At 44.4% G+C, this 19,661-nt stretch carries 18 protein-coding genes and 3 pseudogenes; 19 read left to right on the top strand and 2 right to left on the bottom strand.

From position 1 onward, the window contains the following. Nucleotides 1-126: 126 nt before the first annotated feature. The gene (locus tag C6H66_RS08270) at nt 127-534 is read right to left on the bottom strand and encodes a hypothetical protein (RefSeq protein WP_046397168.1); all 408 of its coding nucleotides are present in this window, start codon (nt 532-534) and stop codon (nt 127-129) included. Nucleotides 535-868: 334 nt separating this feature from the next. On the opposite strand from C6H66_RS08270, the pseudogene C6H66_RS08265 reads away from it, so the two are divergent. The 11 genes and pseudogenes from C6H66_RS08265 to C6H66_RS08225 all read left to right on the top strand — a co-directional run. Next, a pseudogene (locus C6H66_RS08265) lies at nt 869-1,150 on the top strand (zinc ribbon domain-containing protein); the annotation flags it as partial. A gap of 3 nt (nt 1,151-1,153) precedes the next feature. After that, complete coding sequence (locus C6H66_RS27235) at nt 1,154-1,279, top strand: hypothetical protein (RefSeq protein WP_282183112.1); 126 nt, start codon at nt 1,154-1,156, stop codon at nt 1,277-1,279. A 523-nt stretch (nt 1,280-1,802) separates the two neighbouring features. Next, nucleotides 1,803-1,958 (top strand): hypothetical protein, encoded by a 156-nt coding sequence (locus tag C6H66_RS25870; RefSeq protein WP_157297595.1) that lies wholly within the window; start codon nt 1,803-1,805, stop codon nt 1,956-1,958. A gap of 312 nt (nt 1,959-2,270) precedes the next feature. Next, a complete protein-coding gene (locus C6H66_RS08260) occupies nt 2,271-3,230 on the top strand; it encodes a cupin domain-containing protein (RefSeq protein ID WP_181150165.1) in 960 nt (319 codons plus the stop codon). A 124-nt stretch (nt 3,231-3,354) separates the two neighbouring features. Beyond that, the gene (locus C6H66_RS08255; protein WP_146111032.1) at nt 3,355-4,461 is read left to right on the top strand and encodes a cupin domain-containing protein; all 1,107 of its coding nucleotides are present in this window, start codon (nt 3,355-3,357) and stop codon (nt 4,459-4,461) included. An 8-nt stretch (nt 4,462-4,469) separates the two neighbouring features. Further along, nucleotides 4,470-6,323 (top strand): ABC transporter ATP-binding protein, encoded by a 1,854-nt coding sequence (locus C6H66_RS08250; protein ID WP_046396921.1) that lies wholly within the window; start codon nt 4,470-4,472, stop codon nt 6,321-6,323. Further along, nucleotides 6,316-7,041 (top strand): cupin-like domain-containing protein, encoded by a 726-nt coding sequence (locus C6H66_RS08245; RefSeq protein ID WP_046396920.1) that lies wholly within the window; start codon nt 6,316-6,318, stop codon nt 7,039-7,041. Before C6H66_RS08250 ends, C6H66_RS08245 begins: the two co-directional genes overlap by 8 nt. Further along, nucleotides 7,038-8,303 carry an arginase family protein gene (locus tag C6H66_RS08240; RefSeq protein ID WP_046396919.1) on the top strand — a complete coding sequence of 422 codons (1,266 nt, stop codon included), beginning with the start codon at nt 7,038-7,040 and terminating at the stop codon, nt 8,301-8,303. The genes C6H66_RS08245 and C6H66_RS08240 overlap by 4 nt, the downstream gene beginning before the upstream one ends. A 40-nt stretch (nt 8,304-8,343) precedes the next feature. After that, complete coding sequence (locus C6H66_RS27610; RefSeq protein ID WP_082300882.1) at nt 8,344-8,457, top strand: transposase; 114 nt, start codon at nt 8,344-8,346, stop codon at nt 8,455-8,457. Beyond that, nucleotides 8,426-8,548 (top strand): annotated as a pseudogene (locus tag C6H66_RS27605) (hypothetical protein); the annotation flags it as partial. The gene C6H66_RS27610 and the pseudogene C6H66_RS27605, both read left to right, overlap by 32 nt. Nucleotides 8,549-8,609: 61 nt before the next feature. Next, a pseudogene (locus C6H66_RS08225) lies at nt 8,610-8,969 on the top strand (RNA-guided endonuclease InsQ/TnpB family protein); the annotation flags it as partial. 77 nt (nt 8,970-9,046) lie between these two features. Here the strand turns inward: C6H66_RS08225 and C6H66_RS08220 are convergent. Beyond that, the gene (locus tag C6H66_RS08220) at nt 9,047-9,661 is read right to left on the bottom strand and encodes a LysE family translocator (protein ID WP_105395316.1); all 615 of its coding nucleotides are present in this window, start codon (nt 9,659-9,661) and stop codon (nt 9,047-9,049) included. A 257-nt stretch (nt 9,662-9,918) separates the two neighbouring features. On the opposite strand from C6H66_RS08220, the gene C6H66_RS08215 reads away from it, so the two are divergent. The 8 genes from C6H66_RS08215 (at nt 9,919) to C6H66_RS08180 (ending at nt 19,644) form a co-directional block, all read left to right on the top strand. Next, on the top strand, nt 9,919-10,374 hold the full coding sequence (locus C6H66_RS08215) for an Lrp/AsnC family transcriptional regulator (protein WP_036809758.1): 456 nt from the start codon (nt 9,919-9,921) through the stop codon (nt 10,372-10,374). Between the two features lie 424 nt (nt 10,375-10,798). Beyond that, nucleotides 10,799-14,560 carry a hypothetical protein gene (locus tag C6H66_RS08210; protein ID WP_105395315.1) on the top strand — a complete coding sequence of 1,254 codons (3,762 nt, stop codon included), beginning with the start codon at nt 10,799-10,801 and terminating at the stop codon, nt 14,558-14,560. Nucleotides 14,561-14,583: 23 nt separating this feature from the next. After that, entirely contained in the window at nt 14,584-14,874 is a 291-nt protein-coding gene (locus C6H66_RS08205; protein ID WP_105395314.1) for a DUF6137 domain-containing protein, read from the top strand. Between the two features lie 610 nt (nt 14,875-15,484). Continuing rightward, complete coding sequence (locus tag C6H66_RS08200) at nt 15,485-15,835, top strand: type VI secretion system contractile sheath small subunit (RefSeq protein WP_046395310.1); 351 nt, start codon at nt 15,485-15,487, stop codon at nt 15,833-15,835. Between the two features lie 464 nt (nt 15,836-16,299). Continuing rightward, the gene (locus tag C6H66_RS08195) at nt 16,300-17,145 is read left to right on the top strand and encodes a 3-hydroxyacyl-CoA dehydrogenase family protein (RefSeq protein ID WP_046395311.1); all 846 of its coding nucleotides are present in this window, start codon (nt 16,300-16,302) and stop codon (nt 17,143-17,145) included. A 16-nt stretch (nt 17,146-17,161) separates the two neighbouring features. Further along, nucleotides 17,162-18,220, top strand: coding sequence for an HAD-IIIC family phosphatase (locus C6H66_RS08190; RefSeq protein ID WP_105395313.1), 1,059 nt, complete (start codon nt 17,162-17,164; stop codon nt 18,218-18,220). 11 nt (nt 18,221-18,231) lie between these two features. Further along, a complete protein-coding gene (locus tag C6H66_RS08185; protein ID WP_105395312.1) occupies nt 18,232-18,489 on the top strand; it encodes a phosphopantetheine-binding protein in 258 nt (85 codons plus the stop codon). Between the two features lie 9 nt (nt 18,490-18,498). Further along, the gene (locus tag C6H66_RS08180; RefSeq protein ID WP_046395313.1) at nt 18,499-19,644 is read left to right on the top strand and encodes an acyl-CoA dehydrogenase family protein; all 1,146 of its coding nucleotides are present in this window, start codon (nt 18,499-18,501) and stop codon (nt 19,642-19,644) included. Nucleotides 19,645-19,661: the final 17 nt, after the last annotated feature.

Genomic DNA, 19,661 nt, shown 5'->3' with positions numbered 1-19,661 from the left:
AATCTTCGCCCAACATTGGGCGGAGATATTCTATTATCACAGATCGACACGTCAGATTTTAAATTGTCTGGCAGAAAATACTCATAATAGAAGCTAACTCTGTATCATCACCAATATTAAAAGTAATCATAATTTATTTGATTTTTTTAATGTACTTATAATATTCATGGCTTGCTCTTTATCTTTTACCCCCATTCTGAATGAAGGATTTAAAGAGGTTTGAATAGTCGCTGTGACAAGATGAGTACCTTTAAATGATATTGCCATTCGGGTGCCGATATTTTTATGGATTAAAGCATCAAAATGAGGAAAGCATTGTTTATCGTTTTTTATCGCTATTTCTATCTGATCATTACCCCTTTCATCTGACCCCAAATAATCGATTTTATCGGTACAGGCGTGAGTTAAGATAAAATTTCCACCGGATGAAAATGTAAACTCCAATCCCTCTTCTGCTTGTCTGTTTGGCGTACTTTTATCGGAGCACCCTGCTATTACAGAGGTAAGTAATATAGTAATAAACAAATTTTTCATGACTCCAACCCCTCTTATATTGAATAAACACCTGAAATATAATCCATATTTAATTAAAATTGCAATGATGAATATATCGAGATAGATACCAGATAATAAAATTGTGTTTTTAATTTGTTGAGTAATTTAGGTCTGATTAGGGAATGTTACGTATTTGGTACAATTAAGGTTGCCTAATTGGCTTACAACGCAGGTTTATGCAAACATTTTTTATTTTTTGTGTTAATGTTTACAGACGGGTCAGAAAATAGAACTTGTTTTAAACACATCTTAGACGCCATATAATAACTCCTTGTTTTCCATGCAAATTCAGTTAACAGGATTATTTTATGAGTACTTCAAGAAACTGGAATACAAAGCCGCAGCGGCGGGCGTTCATCTGGTCAAACTGGATCAGTAGTTCGCCAGTTCGAAAACCTGTCATTGCTGCGGTCACAAAATGCCGCTGCGTAAGCGGATCTGGCCATGCCCTTTCTGTCGAGTCGAACATGACCGCGATATCAATGCGGCGCTCAACATCCAGCGCAAGGGCATAACAGAATTACAGGCGGCGGGACTCGTCGTTTCTGCCCACGGAGGCCAGCGTCAATCCATCATAAAGACGGTGGCGGCCTGAGAAGTGGGAAGCCTCGCCGTTTTTTACGGCGGGGAGCAGTCACATAACGATATCGACGATCTATTGGTCGATCTAAAAGTAATGAACCAGTTGATCCGTTCCCAAGGGTTTGGTGCTAAGCATGATTAAAAAGGCTGAAAAAATTGATGGGAATTATTGCATGAGCTTGTAAATAGATTTTGCCATTGCCTGTTTTTGATATATTCAATCATCTCAGGAAAGATGAATTTATGAACGAATAACCGTTGCAGGCATTGGCTACTAAGTTGGCTAAAAGTCTTGAAAAAAACTGGAAAGCTTTAGCCAGCTTTCATGCTTTATATAGCCAGCAAATTCAGATCGTGCTTAATTGCTATCGTTATCCATATCAATCCTGTGTGAAGCATTTTTTGAACCCTATAGGTATTTAGACGTCGAAGTGTCTATAAAAAAGTGGGTGCAATTCAGTAGTTTATTTCTTTATTATACAAAATTTCTAATTATTTAAGCCGGTTTTTTGACGTTTTTTTAGCTATTGTTTGCAGTTAATGTCCAGGTATATTGAAGTGTTAAAGTGGGTTTGTTATTTTATTGTTGCTCAAAAGTTATGGGCATAACAACAAACCTATTCAAATGAACTTATTCAAATGAACTCATTTAATTGGAGGGTATCATGCTAGAAGACACCAATGCAGTAATGGAAGACAGCGATGTAGCCACCAATCAGATGGAGGCTAGTGTCGACGATCTCGGCTTGGAAGTTGTGGAAGACATTCCCCAAATTTCAGTATCCCGACCTGTTCGGCATATTCGTCAGATTCAGCATTAGGCAAATATAATGTCTGATGTGATTCAAGATAAAGCCTTGATTCCATCATCGTCTATACAGCGACTGGAGCCACTTTATGAGCACATCTGCACTCATGAATCCTCCGTCGCTTCTTATGAATATGATCCTATTAAGGCACCGTGCAAAATGGCCCCTCTTCTGTTGAAGAGGGTTTTCGAACCAGCAGTTTTTGATGATGCTTTATTTTTTGATTTGTTCTCCAGCATGTCGATAGAAGCTGAACGGGCTATCAGTGGTTCGTTGCGGTTGTATATCGACGGCATGCAAAGCCCTCCGTACGAGAACGAAGTTTTGTATAATCAACCTCATATGGGAGAGACGTTCAAGGATTATGTATCCAGAGTTACCGATGGGCGCAAGTTCGGCATTATTGTCAATGGCGCTGAGCAATGGTCCGATCAATTGGCTCGTATGGGGGCTTGCGTTTTTGCACCTATCATCGAAGCGCAAGGTGCTGGGCGGAGTATGGTTGAAGTGACGTTGTTTATCGGCAACTACGGCTATACTCCTTTTGGCATTCACATTGATGATCCTTATACCTCAGTCGTTCACTTCCATACTGGTCCTTCGGCTAAGGGGATGACGCTCTTTAGTAAAGAAGAGTTTCATCGAATGAATGGAGAACGAAAGAATTGTTTCCATCCGGAGCGTTTGGTGCCACATGGCGAGACCTTTGTCATCGAAGCGGGTGATGTTTTTTTGCTGCCGCCACATTGGTACCATATTGGTAATACGGATAGTTTCTCAATCGGTATCGCATTTGCGGTATCAAAATATCCGGACGCCAAGGTGACCGAAAAAATTCTTCAACATGCTATTACCGAAGAGCACCTACGAGGTTCTATTGATGAGGTGGTCAAGCGGGCCGAAAAGAGTGAGTATTCTCAGGCAGAATGGTTAAGGCGAATATATGCTGAGAGTATGGCAAGAGCTTTAAGCCGTCGGCATCTGCGTTATTCCTTTGTTCGTTTTCAAGACCATGTGATGACGCCAGATACCCGTTTGATTCGCGATCCGGATTTTCCACTGACCACTATCGAGGTGGATGAAGATTTGTTGGTTTTTGTCCGCGGGAACCGCATTCGCCTTGCTCGAAATGAAGTCTGTGCCAGATTAATGAAAGTTATTCCTGATACACCATTCAGTGTGCGCGATCTGTATGAGAAGCTTGACGGAAGAGTATCGCTGGATGCATTGCTTGTCACCGTGGGGCAATTGCGCAGGCTAGGAGGATTGCTGCTTGCCGCGTAGGGCCTTGATGAAAAGGCGTTGATAGGTTCATCTTCGCCATCCACATTTTGTGCAATGAGTGAGATGATGTCTTATGGATATTGATCGAAACTGGGCACTACAACTCTTGGAAGCTTCAGAAGGATTGAAGTCGCCCGCGCATCTGAAAGCAATCATGCCTGGTTATGCTCAGGTTCTGGAAGTGGTGAGCCAGATGTTCACCCGTTTTTCTCAGTTTGAACAACCTCGTGTACGCTCTTGGGTTGGTGGAGGACAGCGTTACACCATCACGGATGCCCTGATATCTTTAGCATCGCGGACCGATCTGACATTGAATCAGCGTTTGGCTAAGGCTAATGAAAGTGCTGAGTTTTGTGTCACATTTAACGGTTTGAATGCCTGGAGTTCCTTCTTTGCTGAGCAGATGCAAAAAAACATGCTGACGCCTCTGTTCGAGGCCATCGGGTCTGCACCCGACTGTGGTGTTGATTTCTATGCGTTTTTTGGCAACTACGGTTACACGCCGTTTGGTGTGCATGATGATATAGACCAATCCTTGCTTTGGCACCTAGGGCCAGCGAGTAAAATCGCGTTTGTATGGCCTCGGGATAAGTACATTGAACTGAGTGGAGGAACGCTATCTACAACGGACTATGAAGCACTTCTGCCTCACGCGCTGAGGTATGAGCTACAACCTGGCGATCTCTTGTTCATTCCGATGGGGGATTTCCATATTCTCGAGACGCGGCAGTTCTCAGCAACATTAGGGCTCACGCTGTTTCCTGATAATGTGCAGCTTGAGAGTGCGGAAGGTTTACGTTTATTTGCGCCGGATGCCAAGTCGTTTGCGGCAGTGGCTGAACAACCTATCTCTTTGCAGGAACTGGTCCAGCTCAGGCGTTTGGCAGTGCGTAGCAATGGTTTCATCATAACGCCGCCCGAGTTGAGTACGGTGATGGTTGCTCCAGTGGATGAGGCAGAGTTGCGTCGCAGCACTTTGCGTATTCACCCATGTTGTCCTTTGCTGTGCATGAGCCTCGGCAGCCGACAAGCATTGCTGGTTAGGCGTAGAGTGATTTGGGGGCGTCCTAATGAGCTCTTCAAAACCCTGTGTGAACTGTTGAGCTCTGGCGAACGGGTACCCTATGAGGTATTGGAACGCAGTGTTACAGGGAAGGTCAATTCTGCGGCTGTGGCTGAACTCGTCAGGACGATAGTTCGCTTGGGCGGCTTGCTAATTGAGCCCCTATGAGGATTCTAATGCAATCTATTTTTCAATTGGCCTGGCGGCATAGCATTGCTCGCCTGGCCTCTTTAAATATTGCCAAGCCAAAGGCGATCCCGCTTGAACAATCAGGTAACCGTACATATCAGTATATTCGTGCAGCGATCTTGGCTTGTGCGCCGGTAAGTACCATTATCATGATTGTGGCTACCGTGTTGGGAGCGATATGTAATGTTGGTCAGTCCTATGTATTGGGCGGGTTGACCGAGCTTGCTTTGCAAGGTCAACGGGAGCAAGTGGTGATAATGCTCGCCATTATTATCTCGCTTTGGGGGACTGCGCCACTGCTACAAGCTATTCACAGTCTGGCGTTGCTGTACTCCAGTCAAAATCTGCGTATTGGCGTGACAGACCACCTTACTACTCGGTTGATGCATGCTAAACCGATGAGCCTAGCGGGGAACTCCGTTGGTAATCTTGTCGAACGTGTTGAGTTGGCTGCTAACAGTCTGCAAAGCGTTGTCGGTTTGGTGGCGGAGATAGTGGTCAAGTTGCTCTCTGTGGCGCTGCTTACCACTCTGGTATTGGCTAGCGTATCAGCACCTATGGCAATAGCGGCTGGGATCTGGATGATAACGGCATTACTACTTTCCAGCTATTTGGCTTATACCGGTATGAATATTGTTGAAGATGCCAGCGATGCGCATGCCAAAGTGATCTCAGATTTGGCGGAGATAGTGACTAACGTACCTTTGATCAGGAGCTTTGTTGCTTATCGCTTAGAGCGGCATAATTTCGGTCGCGCATTGCGACAAGATCTTTATGCTTGCCGACGGGTACGCAGTTACTGGGTATTTGTTTTGCTGATTGAAAGTACCTATAAATGGTTATTTGGCATTGTGACTTTGCTCTATATTGGTTTGCAATATGAGCAAGGTCAACTGACACTGCCTCAACTAATCACGGCCAGTTCCCTTATTATCGCACTGTCTTGGCACTTCGAATCCGTTGCATTTCATTTTGTCGATATTTTTGACTCTTTGGGAGTGCTGCGGTCCAGCTTACGAGAGTTATCCTCAATTCCAGTGGACATTGAGCCAAACGAGCCTTCACCAGTATTACCGGTACCCGGACAAATTGTGTTATCCAACGTGTGCAGCAGTTATGGTGCGACACCTGTACTTCATGATGTTAGCCTGCGTATCGAACCGGGTACTAAAGTAGGCATTGTGGGGCCGTCTGGATCAGGAAAGTCGACTCTGTTAGCTGTGTTGCGTGGCGATCTGGTACCGGATTCCGGAACAGTGGAATTGCATGGGTTGCCTTTAGCCAAGTTTTCGGTGAGCAGTTTGCATCGAGTGTCGAGTGAAGCTTTGCAATCTGCTTTGATGTTCAACCGTTCTGTACGGGAAAACGTAACCTATGGTTCTGCTGTCAGTAGTGCTGAGGAGGTCTCTCATGCGCTGACAATGGCGCAAGCTATGATGTTAGTGGAAGGGTTGCCTCAGGGCCTGGATACTCTAGTCGGAGAGCGTGGTGCGTCAATTTCCACCGGTGAACGGCAGCGTCTGAGTGTTGCTCGCGCTTTGCTTAAGAAATCCCCATTACTTATTTTTGATGAAGCAACGTCCTCGGTAGATACAATTTCCGAAACTCATATCCTTAATTATTTGCTCGATAAAATGCCAGAACGTACGGTGGTAGTTGTAACCCACCGTGTTGCGACATTGAGTCGCTTTGATCTGATTGTGGTCATGGAACAAGGGCAGATTATCGATATGGGGACGCCGAGTGAATTGGAGGCACGCAATGGCCTTTTTCAGCGTTTACTGCATCGTGAAGACCAATATGTGCCGGAACTAACATCAATGGGCCCTAAAAATGAGTGAAATGATGTTGATGTCACCTATTTTGCTAACGGGAGTCACTTTGGACTGGGTTGCTCACCGGCGCTGGACCTGGGAATTCTTTGCAGGGATGAAGGAGCAGAAGCTGGCACTGAGTAATGCAAATGGAGAGTTCGAGGTTGAAGTTCCTGTATGTGAATATATTCAGGCTTTGAAAAGCGGTGAAGGACGGTTGGCTAACTTGTATGCTTCTGGATGGAGATTCTTTGAGCATAATCCAGATATGTTGAAGGACTTCAATGAGCCTATACCCGCTGTTGGTGATTTGCTGCAAAGTATTCCAGAGAAGCTATTCAAGCCTCTTCTATGGATATTCATTGGTGCCGATTGTTCAGGCACTGCTCTCCATTACGATGTGTTGGAAACTCATGCATGGCTGGCCGTGATTGAGGGCAAGAAGCGATTAGCCTTACATGCGCCGGCTTGTTGGGACCATGAGTATGAGCAACAGAGAGCCCAAGCTTTACAAGTGCTTGAAACCCGTTACGACCAGGGAGAGTGGCGCTACCTAGAGGTCAACAAAGGCGATTTGTTATACATTCCTGCAACTTGGTGGCATGAAGTAGTGAATGAAGGGCCAACTATTAGCTTGACTAGGAATTTTGTATCACCAGAAATTGCTTGTAAAGTAGCCAATTGCGCGCGAGCTCTAGAGTTTCACCAATTGCTCCCTTGGTTGGAAGGAGGGATGACCCCATGAAGGATCGACCAAACCTTAGATACCGTATTCACCCTGGGCTGCGCTACGATCCTATTGAACCTGGGCGTATAGAGATCAGTATTCCCTTGGGAACTAAGCGACTGCGTGTGTCCAGCAAAATAGGATCATTATTGGAACAGATAAAGTCAGAAGCGGTTCTGACCGGAGCGATGATAGCCCAGCGTTTGGGGCCCTCTGTATTTGAGGCTATGGTGAAGTACCATTTTCTGTTTCCGGAAGAGTCGAGTACTGCTTTGGAAGGCGGGCTTTGTATACCTGTTCCGGAACCGGCGGGACAGTCAATTAGCGTCTTTGATCTTGATGAACTCCAGGCCGATGATGCCGTGTTATTGCATGCTCCTATCCTGACGACAACGGGAGGAGAGATATCGGTTGCAGGTGGGGGTCAGCACGTACGTTCCCAGTTGGTACAGTGTTTCAAACATCCTCTGGGTACCGCGGGAAAGGGGGTTTTACTGGATCTTGATTTCGGTACTCGGTTGGAGCCAGAACATCTGCGTTTATTCGATCTCGGTGATGTCATATACCGTCCTAGTATGGATAGTGCAACCGATGTTGGTGAACGGCTTACCTATGTGTGCCGTAATATTGTGGAACGGGATGCGTGTCCAATTATCCTGGGGGGTGACCATGCCCAGGCTTTCTACAGCATAAGTGCTTTAGGTGAACGTTATCCACGTCTGGGGGTGTTGCAGTTTGACGCACACCCTGATTTGTATGCTATGGGAGCTCCCTGCGATTTGCAGCTTAACCATGCTAATGTCATGCACTGGGTTCGTCGAATGCCGCATGTTGTATCAATTTGGCAGGTTGGTATTCGAGATTATTTTTATCAACCGACTGAGAACCTCCAATTAGAAGTAGATCCTAAGCTCTATATACTTTCGGCTTTTGAAGCAGAAACAGCGGGCTATGAGCGCCTATTCAGGAATATGGATCGCTCTTTACCTTGGTTCATCAGTTTTGACGTCGATGTGCTGTTTGGTACAGAGGTACCGCAGACAGCAACACCTGTACTGGGGGGGCTGAATTTTTATCCTTTGTTGGCTTGCTTTGAACGGTTGTTAAGCGAGTTCCGTATTGTTGGTATGGAGTTTGTCGAAATCGGTGATGCTTCGCAAGGCGCCCACGGGACAGCCGCAGTGGCTGCTCGGTTGCTTAGTCGCTATCTCTTCCATTTGAGTAAAGCGATGGTAGCCGACCGCTGTATCTATTCACCTTTTCATCAAAGTGAAAAATAATACATCAGTTTGTTTGGACGATTGATGGAAAAAAACCACGATAGGATGGTTTTATGGGCTTAAATTACATCTGATAGTCAATCATCAAGGCGAAATCGTGGCAGACAAAATCACCGCAGCCAATGTGGCTGGTCGCAAGCCTGTTCGTGAATGAGCAGAAGACCGGAGATAAAGGGTATATCAGCCAATCCCTTATGAACGAGCTAATGAAGCGTGAAGTCACTTTCATCACTTCAATGCGTAAGAAGATGAAAACCTCAATATTTGTGGTGTGGGATGAGATGATGTTATCAAAGTGTTTTATAGACGCTGAGATCGACAAACATGATGAAGAATCACCACATTGCCCGCGCTATCGGGGATGCGGGCTGGCATGGCTTCATCATGAAACTGAAATACAAAGCCGCGGCGGCGGGCGTCCACTTGGTCAAACTGGATCAGTGGTTCGCCAGCTCGAAAACCTGCCATTGCTGCGGTCACAAAGTGCCGGAAATGCCGCTGCATAAGCGGATCTGGCGATGCCCTTTCTGTCGTGTCGAACATGACTGCGATATCAATGCGGCGATCAACATCCAGAGCAAGGGCACAACAGAATTACAGGTGGCAGGACTCGTCGTTTCTGCCCACGGAGGTCAGCGTCAATCCGTCATATCGACGGTGACGGCTGAGAAGTGGGAAGCCTTGCCGTTTACGGCAGGGAGCAGTCACTTGTGTGATTGTGATATCAGACATTTGTTACATTCTCAGATGAATTGTTCTGCCAATAAGAGTACCGCGATGATAATCATCACAGCGCCGGATACCCGACTGACAATGTGCGCGGCCTGTGGGCGGGTTTTTAGGATTGCCCGAGAACCATACCCGACTATCAGATAAATTACACCACAACTTAAAATGTGAAGCAGGCCCAATGCCATAATTTGTACCGGGATCGGCCAGCCGGCTGTCGGATCGGTGAACTGCGGCAACAGTGCCAGGAATAGCAAGGAGACTTTCGGGTTCAGGCCACTGACACAAAGTCCCTTTATCGCCCATTGGGACCTGGAACCTACCTCCCGCTCATCGCTTGTTGTAGGTGCGGAAGGATGACGGATCATGTTAATGCCGAGCCACAGCAGGTAACCCGCTCCGGCTACTGTTAACACTGTCAGAGCGACTGGCGTACCAGCAACCAGTGCTCCCACACCGGCTGCCACAACAATTGTCGCAATGAGGTGCCCGCATAGTAGTCCTGTGACCGCAGGAAGTACTACACGGCCATGCATACCAGCAGATATGGCGTAAGCCCAGTCTGCCCCTGGAGTGATGATAAGCAGAACGGAGATAACCCAGAATGCAGCAAACAGACTTAATTCCATAGTTTTATTCCCCAATCAGATTGCAGGGTTACTGCTTCTACAATCACAAGTTGTAACGTCTTCCAGTCTGAAAGATTCCTGCAACATGAGTAAATATGCATATTATTTCCACCTTATATATTTTCCGGATTATCATTTTGATGAAAGATATAAGTACATCCGGGCTGTTTACATCAGTGGAAAGAATATCCTTCTATCGTTAAAATGTGCTTCCAACTTTGGTTATTTTGATGCGAATAAAAGAGAGATCCTTCCAAATGGATAAGATTGATCGCAAGATTCTTGCTGAACTACAGGCGGACGGTCGTCTTTCCGTGACCGACCTTGCTGAACGGGTAGGACTTAGCCTTTCACCATGTCATCGCCGGGTACGGTCACTGGAACAATCGGGGATTATCAGGGGCTATCGTGCCCACCTTGATCCCGCCAGCCTTGGTTTTAACTTTTCCGCGATTGTGTTCGTAACCTTGCGTGAAGGGGACAGGTTGGCAATCAGGTCATTTGAAGACGCCGTTACGGAAATACCGCAGATTATCTTGGCGCAAAGGCTTTTCGGTGATCCTGACTATCTCATGCACGTCGTTACTCATGATCTGCCCGCTTTTCAGAAGCTCTATGACGAACGGTTGTCTAGCATGCCCGGCGTTCAGCGCCTAATATCTACCCTCGTCATGAAAACCGTTATCCAAGATCGCCCTCTTCCGTTGACATAGGCATTTAAAGGTTATCAATGAAAAAAACGTGTCAGATTTGTTCGGATGATTAATTTGATAAACCGCCATATAAATATTCGATAACTGACAGGGAGGTCTAAAATATTTCTTTATAATATTTTTAAAACTTTTTTTGTGATGAAATATTCTTTTTTTATTATTTTGAGTGTTGATTAGGAGGAAATACAGAATTGCTTATCAGAGAGATATACCTGGTTCTCTTATATTCCTCTTGCTGTGTTTAGACATGGGCGTTATATCGCTATTTTTTAGGAAGCACTCTAAATAACCGCACCAAAATAGTAGAGCATTTAAGAGAATTACCTTCCTATTTAACTGTTTTGATCCACCGTAAAATGCAAAAACTTACCTAGAAAAACCTGATATCAATAATAGAGATATCAGGTAGAGCATTAGGGTTGGTATGAAAGTCGCGACTCGTACTTATTTAACGCGAAAACTCACTTGGGATTTTGACTCTAACGGTAAGAAAGTAAAACCTATGACTGCAAAATTTGAACGATTACAACAGCTCGCCAGACACGTCGACTTTTCGGCTCTTATTCCCCCTTTGCTGGCGCTTCCTGCTGATGAGGCGCTTGCCATCACGGAGGCTTCTCCACATGTTGATGTTGCTTTGCTACGCACCATCTACAACAAACATATTACGGAGCATCAGGATTGGATAAAACAAGTAGAAGAAGTCTGTGGCCCGCCTCCCTGGATTGTTCGTAGCGCAGGTCTGGAAGATGGTGCAATTTTCGTTAATGCAGGCGGCTATGCGAGTGTAATTTGCCGTCATACAGCAGATTTTGCCGATACTGTTGCGGAGGTTGCCTTTAGTGGGTTTGAATCTCAAGCTATTGCACAACAACGATTAATCAATCCTGATTATCAACCACAGCCAATCACCTGTTTCGTTCAACGGTTGATTGAAGGTACTCCACCCAGAGTGGAACCTTTACAGGCGCCCTATCTGACAGCCGATGCATGTCGTAGTTTGTATAAAATTATCAGTCAGTTGCATCAACATTTTTCTGAAATTGCGTTGGATACTGAGTGGGTATTGGAAACAGATCATGGCTTGGTATCGGCCACTGGACTGACTTTGGCCGCTTCTGATGGCGTCCGGGGAGAACTGGCGTTTGGTTTTGGCTTTGCGGCAGCACAATCACCCGGATCAAGGGTAAACTCAGTCGCCTATCATTGGCCGACGTTATCCGCTCCCTTATGGTATGGCACACGATTACGTCAGGTGCACGTAGATAAACTTTGGTTAGTACAGGTGCGCCCGGCCCCCGGTTACACGCTTGAACGTCGTGTTCAACGGTTAACCGCCGAAGTACGAACTGAGCTGGCGCGTTGTATGCGAGCAATACCGGTGACAGCACTACTGCCTCCTTCGGTTCCTTCTTTAGGCAGCTTCCTTTGTGCATCGACATTGGATGATGCTTGGTCTCGTTACCTATGTCTCCCTCCGTCTGTGCAAACGGCGCTTACTGCTGTCTTCGTTGAGTCTGGAGTGGCTAGTGAACACGCCGGCATCATGTTCCGCCAACAAAATTTGCCGGTTTTTCTTGCCCAACTAACGGATATACCCGCTGTTGCTTGGGTAATCATTGATAGTATGGGGGAATTGGCCTACTTTAGTGCACAAAAGCCGTTTATCGAACTGAAAACGGAAACAGCCGAATCGGTTAATTTGCCTGTCTCAGTACAACGTGTGTTTGACGACAGTGAATCCCTGCTAATAACCGAGCTTACATCTCAACGTGTTACCGATATTCTGCAAAATGCGTTAACTGGCTTACCGATGTTAGCGGAAAAGAGCTATACCACACTTAAACAGCACACGATTTTCCCAACCGACACTTGGTTGCAAAATGGTAATGCTGTCCGAAGCCCTAGTTTAACAGGTTGGCTCCTTGCACAGGCAGGAGAGAGAGCGACCAAGTTTTTACCCTCTGATTGGCCGACAACGGATGCAACGGCAGATTATCTCTGTGCTCTCACCGTTAAAAGCAATCCGCAATCTGTATTACCGCGCTTATGCAAAGCTATTCCAACACTTGCTGGCAGGCTTATCCGGCTCAATGATCTGCGCCTAATTATGCAGTTAATTAAAACCGAGGCATGGATTGAAAAATTGCCGACCATCCAACTGGCGTCATTAGTCGATGCTGCGATAACTGCCCCATATAGCGACGCACACTTGTTGCTAGAATGTGTACTCCATATACTCGCAGATACAGAAATTTTGCCCATTTATGAGGATATTGAACGGCTAAATGTTGTACATGCGCTGGTCAGTGCAACAGAATCCACGCTTTCTCCTGCCTCTCTATTAGAGATAATACATCACGGCCAACTAGCGCCGACTGCGCTTGCTAGCTTGGTATGTGCACCAAAAGCGTTTGCTGCTTATCTGGTATTTTTAACTCCGCTGAAATGCTTTAAAGCTGCCGGTGCATTAGCTGGAGCTAGCGAAGCAGCCGATTTACTGCAAGCCGCCGCCAGCTTAATGGAGACTCTACATAAAGCAAACTTACCGACATTGCAGGGCCTTTGTCGCATTGATTTGGTGGATACATATGATCAGGCGCTTAAAGCGGTGTTAACCGAAGTGGTCGATCGACGTGATCCCATCACACATCAGCGTTACTTGGATCTTCTGAATGGTTGGATCGCATTTGCCCAACTGTCGACGCTTTCTGCCACGGAGGAGGCAGCATTATGCTCTTTCCTGCGATGGATAGAGCGTGCTCGCTATCAACCCATGCCAGATAATTTTTTGCTTGAGTTGAAAGAAAACGTTGCGGAATGGTTGGGCGACGACTTCTTACGCTGGCAAGTTTTAATACCCATTGCTGGCAATATGGAGCCTGATCAACTGCCTATAGAAAATGCTCATCAACTACACAATCTCTTGCATCAATGGATGCTGGCTCGCTTCCGAGCTGGAGCAGGTTCTGAACTCCCAGCACCTTTACGCAAACTGATAAATATCGCAGATGGTTTTGGTGATGCACGTTCTTGTCTGTTGAGGTTAACACGGAACATTCTGGAGATTTCACTACCGTTTGTGGTACATAAAGCCAGTTTCCTCTTCAATGAGGAAGAATTGATCGTTGAATTTGCCGAACTGCCAAATGCGCCGGAAGAGGATATTGGCCGTTTACATGTATTTGAAGCGTTGGCATTGCGTATTGTCGAATGGCAACCTATATGGCGAGTATCACTGAATCGAGTCTGTCAGTTAGGCACTTGGACACTCTTCTTGCGTATGCAGCGTGCTGATGGCGCACGTTGGCAAGCCGAGGATCTCCATCAATTGGTGCTCTGGTTACGGGTGCTGTTCGATACAGCTTACGACTTCTCGTATGTTCCTAACGATGAAGTTTCACATGTGTATGAAATGGTTGGTCATTCTCCCTGGCATGAGTTGTTTCGCGCTTATGCCGCTTACCGAGAAGCGGTTGATTTTTCTATCCAACGTATCACCGTCTATTCATTGCCTTTTGCCACAACGCTGGCAGCACTTTGCCTGAACCAGTCTGTACGTGATGAGGTAACTGGAGCTTACATTGCTGGTTTTGAAGGCGCCTGGAAAGCCTTTCATTATATGGCTGAAAAATTGGAGAGGGCAGACGCTGACCAAAACCAGTGGGAGCTCCTTTACACCACAGCAGGGCAACTGGGATTACTGCTTTCAGCGGTGTGGCCGCAGCAGACACTGATGCGGATGGTACAAGTGCCGCTATTACCTATTGCCGCAGAGCGAATAGGCGTCAGTCTGTTGCATCGTCGTGACCTGACTCTCACATTGCAGCGGTTAATTGCAGAACCAGAAAATGCAGCTTTGCGCGATTTGGTGTTACACCATGTGCCTGAAATTGCTGTGAATGCAGAATCTGCCGCTACAATCGCAAATGAAGTTGCAGTCTGGCAAAGAAAGTTTAAGCGCTGCAAGGAATACTTGGTCGCCCACTATTCTAATGTACTCTCTGATAGCCAATGCCAACAATTGGTCAAACAACTTGGGCTGGCGCCTTATGGCATAACTGAGGAAATTGAAACCTATATTCAACGTGCTCTGACTTACACCGCAGCAGAGGTGAAAGGCCGTTTTAAACTAGCGGAAGTTAATCCTATTGCTATTATTCGAGCCATAGAGACGAAGGCTTGAGTACGATTGTTCAAGGAGAAATTATGTCAATATCAGAGAATTACATTCGGCGATTGATTATCAAAGTTGCCTGCGACACCACAGGTGATAGCGCGGAAGAATTAATCGAGCGTGGACGACTGGAGATCCCTGCCCGCGATGCGATTGAATTTGTGGTACGACTGGAAGCATTATTCGATTGTACTTTGGGATGGTTGCGATATGAGCCTTTATCAATAGAGATTGATGAATTTTCGATAATCGTGAGTGATGCCCTTAACGTGCGTGCATCTACTGTATCAACCTTATCTCATCCCGAAGAAGACCTTGTTTAAAATTTTGTACAGTTGTTATTTCACGGGCGGCGAATTTTCAGGCTGCCTGTTTAGCACTTTGCGGATAAGCGTTGCTATCTCTGTTTATCTTTTACACTCATCCTCATCCTTACCCTCTGAATCATAAGCGATTTTATCGCCATTTCTCACTATGGATATGATGCCTTGGGCGTTTCCCCGAGGCGCTAGTCAAGCCTGTGCATATAACCCATAGACAGTTTTTGTAACGTTAGCGTCACGGCTTTCATGTCATCCCGTACACAGAAGTTTACTTTTTAGTAAGAAGTTTACTTTTTAGTAATATTATTAGAATGATTAATTATTTGAATGGTCAATATTTATTATGTATGATTATTATCAGTTTTTCTAAAGTGTTTTATTAAATTTATAAGGATTAACTTATCTGAGATAAAAACCTAATAAATATATAATTTATCTATTATGTATTGAAAATTTACTTTAGTGAGAAAGTTTGTTGTGTGTTATTGTTAATGGAAATTTATGTATAAGCATTGTTGCTCTGTCTTTCTGTAAAGCAGAAGCAAAGTACATCCCGTCAATGTCGCATGGCTGACTTCCTTCTCATGAGCTACTGTTTAGGATAAATACTATGTTTGAAAGCTTTATGAACGAAGTGCCGAAAGTACACGTTAATATTAAACGGAGCTTCCATACTGGTAGTGCACAGAAAAAAGTTGAGTGGCCGCTAAGATTGCTATTCTTGAGCGATTCTAGCTATGGGCAGACAACTCATCTCCTGTCTGCTAATGGCAGCCAAGAAAATATCACTCTGACTTTCCACGATCTGACATCCAACCTGTTAGACAACGCCACGTTCTGTAAAGAACGAGAAACTATTCTAAAAGTGCCGACGCCGAGCAATGACCTGCATAAGGTGGTGAAAGCCAATCTGTTATATACAACATTAAAGACCCGACCAAAGATAAACATAACCACCTGAAACAGGTTGAGTTGCCCTACGAAAAAATTACTTAAATTGACTTCATTCCGATTTTTGGAACGTGTTGTGTTACGGCGCGATTCGGCAGAGGAAGAATTAACTGTCCGCTGCGTTTTGCCGAGCGTCTGCAAGGGCGGGTGTTCGGCAAAGCGTCCCATAAAATAGCAACCATACCTTATGCGCATCGGTCACGGCGAGGGGCGGTAGCGTACTAAACTTGTCATCAGCTATAAGAAAATAAAACGTATGGAACACTCTCGCTGCTGGAGAGGGAAGACAACGATACATTCATCAGTTTAAAAATTGCATTGTAAAGATATTCAAGAGCTGAAAGGCAAATTGAAAATCCCTTCAACTATTAGCTTAATTTCAATTATTAGCTCAATTTCAATCATCAAAGTTGTACGTATTTCAAGTACGTCAGTTTCTAGTCTGTTGTTACAATTTTAAAAAGGAGATTTGCTTTGAAAATATCGATTGTTGGTGCAGGTGTTATGGGGTTAGACACCGCGATGGTGTGCGCCGCTTTTGGTCACGATGTCGTCATTTTAGATATTGATCCAACAGTACTTGAGAATATTCCTTCCCGGATAAAAAAGGAGTTTAGGCTCTATCAAATGCTTGAGCCTTCACTTAAATCCGTGAATATCAATGAGCTGATTGAACGAGTAAAAGTAGTCAGTGACTATCAAGAAATTGAAGGGAGTGATTGGGTCATTGAAAATGTGAAAGAAGATCTGGCCGCGAAACAAAATGTGTATGAACGGCTGTCTTCTATTATTAATGAGAAGACATACGTCGCTGCAAATACTAGTTGTATTTCAATTACTAAGATTGGCTCGTGCTTACCTTATCCGGAGCAAGTTATTGGCCTGCATTTCATGAATCCCGTCGCGCTTAAGAAATGTGTAGAAGTGATTAAAGGTTTCCATACCAGCGATAAAACGCTAGAGGCTTCCCAAGCCTTGCTGCAAAGTATTAATAAGAGTGCGGTGGTGGTGGAAGACTACCCCGGCTTCGTTTCAAACCGATTATCTCACCTATTTATGAATGAAGCTGCTTTTTTGGTGCAGGATGGCGTTGCGACGCCAAAGGATATAGACAAGATTTTTAAAGATGGATATGGCCATGCGATGGGGCCTTTGGAAACCGCCGATCTGATTGGGCTGGATACCGTGGTGAATTCATTACGTGTCCTTTATGACAGCTATCAAGATCCAAAATATCGATGCTGTCCACTGCTTAAGAAAATGGTCGATGCCGGGCATTTGGGTAAAAAAAGTGGTATGGGTTTCTTTAAATACAAATAATTAGGAAAGTGTGAAAATGAAATATATTGACACACAAATTGAAGTAACAAATAAACCTGTCAAATGTGTGATTTGGGACTTGGATAATACAATTTGGGAGGGGGTTTTATCTGAGCAGGATGAGGTGAAACTCAAAGAAAATATTCCCCAGATTATCAAAAAACTGGATAATATGGGCATTTTGCAATCTATTTCCAGTAGAAATGATGCCAGTGATGCGATGGCTAAACTTCGCGAATTTGAACTGGATGAATATTTTATTTATCCGCAAATCAATTGGGGACCAAAGTCTTTATCGATAGAAAGAATTCAGAAGAGCCTGAATATTTCAACCGATACTTTTATTTTTGTTGATGACCAAATAATGGAGAGGGATGAGGTTAATTCAAAACATCCCGAAGTTGTTTGTATTGACGCTTTAGAATATAAGACAATTCTAGACTTACCGCGAATTGCGAACATGGAAATATCTGATGATGCAAAGCTGAGAAGGAGTCGTTATCAAGATGATATTCTCAGGAAAAATGAGGAAGAGCAATTTGTTGGCACGCCCGAAGATTTCCTCAGTCAATTAGATATGAAATTCTATATCGCTAAAGCCGAAGAGGAAGATTTGCTGCGAGCGGAAGAGTTAACTCAACGCACCAATCAACTTAATTCTACCGGCATTACTTACAATCGTGATGAATTATCCGAGCTTATGGCTTCTGATGATCATGACCTGTTTGTATTTGAGTTAGTCGATAAATATGGCTCTTACGGAAAAATAGGTCTTGCTCTGGTTCAATATAAAGGTGACACGGATTATATAAAGCTTTTGCTGATGTCATGTAGAACCTTGTCCAGAGGTGTTGGCAGTATCGCTCTGACTTATATTATGAAACAAGCTAAAGAAAAATCACATAATTTGCATGCTGAATTTAAACGGACACAGCGTAATAGACAAATGTATGTCACCTATCAATTTGCTGGTTTTAAAAAATGTCAGGAACTTTCAGATGATACAATAATTTTCTCTCACGATCTGAGCCAAGTTCCTGATTTTCCGCGTTATGTCAAAATTGAAATTAATTAAAGGATAAGAGTGTGAAAGATTCATGTATTGTATCAACAGAAATTCGTTATTTTATTGAAAGTAATATTACTAATTTAGATGATGATGTAGAGTTAAAGGACGATACGAATATTTTTGAAAGCGGTCTGGTTAACTCTTTATTTTCTATGAGACTGCTATGCTTTATCGAAGATAAGTTTTCGATCTCAATTCCAGATGAATATATTGAAAGAGAGAATTTTGTTTCGATTGAAAGAATGCAACAACTTGTCCAAAAAATAAAAGGTTAGATTTTATTTATGAATAATAAAATAGACCGGCTGGTTAAATTAGCGAAAGAGTTTTCAAATGAAGTACTTCGACCTAATGCCGGAGTGTTCGACCAACAAGGTGGAGTACCAAGAGAAGTTATTACTCAAATAGCCGATTTAGGATTTCTGGGATCTATTCTACCGCGAGAATATGGCGGTGGTGGCATTGATCCATTGTCATACGGCTATTTAACGGAAGAAATCGGTAAAGGCTGCAATTCGGCAAGGGCATTGCTTACGGTCCACACCAGTTTGGTGGGTGAAACGTTAGTGAGACTTGCCAACGCGGAACAAAAAGAAAAGTATCTGCCGGCAATGTGTAGAGGCGAGAAAATTGCCTGTTTTGCACTGTCTGAGCCTAATGCCGGGACAGATGCTGGCTCAATTCAGACAACGTATGAAGCCACTGATTCAGGTTATCGCATTAATGGTAATAAAAAGTGGATCACCTACTCGGGAATTGCTGATTTGTTTTTGGTCTTTGCCAAGAATGGCGACAAAATCAGCGCTTTTATTGTCGAGAAAGAAGCAGTTGGATTGAGTCGGACACTCATGACAGGACTGTTGGCTAGTCGTGGTGCTTATCTATCCGAGTTGAGCTTTGATAACGTAGAGATCCCTAAAGATAGTCTGATAGGACGAGAAGGTGCAGGGTTAAGTTTTGTGGCGAATACCGCGCTCTTTTATGGCCGATACAGTATCGCTTGGGCTGGGGTGGCAATTGCTCATGCGGCTCTGGAGGAAATGATTACCTATGCCCGTAAAAGAGTGCAGTTCGGTAAAAAAATTGCTCAACACCAATTAATTCAAGGCTTAATTACCGATTCAACAACGGTTTTTTATGCGGCAAAAGCCTTATGCGAGAAGATTGGCGAATTAAGAAACCAAGGTAGCCATGATGCAATAATGGAAACCAATATTGCTAAATATCAGAGTTCCTTAGCTGCTATTCAAGTTGCAAATAATGCTGTACAGGTTTTAGGGGGTAATGGCCTGTGTAATCACTATCCTGTGGAGCGGTTATACCGAGAAGCCAAGGTGCTGGAAATTATCGAAGGCACCAGTCAAATCCAGCAAGTTTTGATTGCACAACATGCATTAAGACAGTTTTATCGTAAAGAATCCGTTCTTTAAAATCAGGATATATCAAA

The organism is Photorhabdus hindustanensis (assembly GCF_002968995.1).
Lineage (GTDB): Bacteria > Pseudomonadota > Gammaproteobacteria > Enterobacterales > Enterobacteriaceae > Photorhabdus > Photorhabdus akhurstii.
Note: the sequence above shows the minus strand (reverse complement) of the source record. Positions and strands in the feature narration are given on the sequence as shown.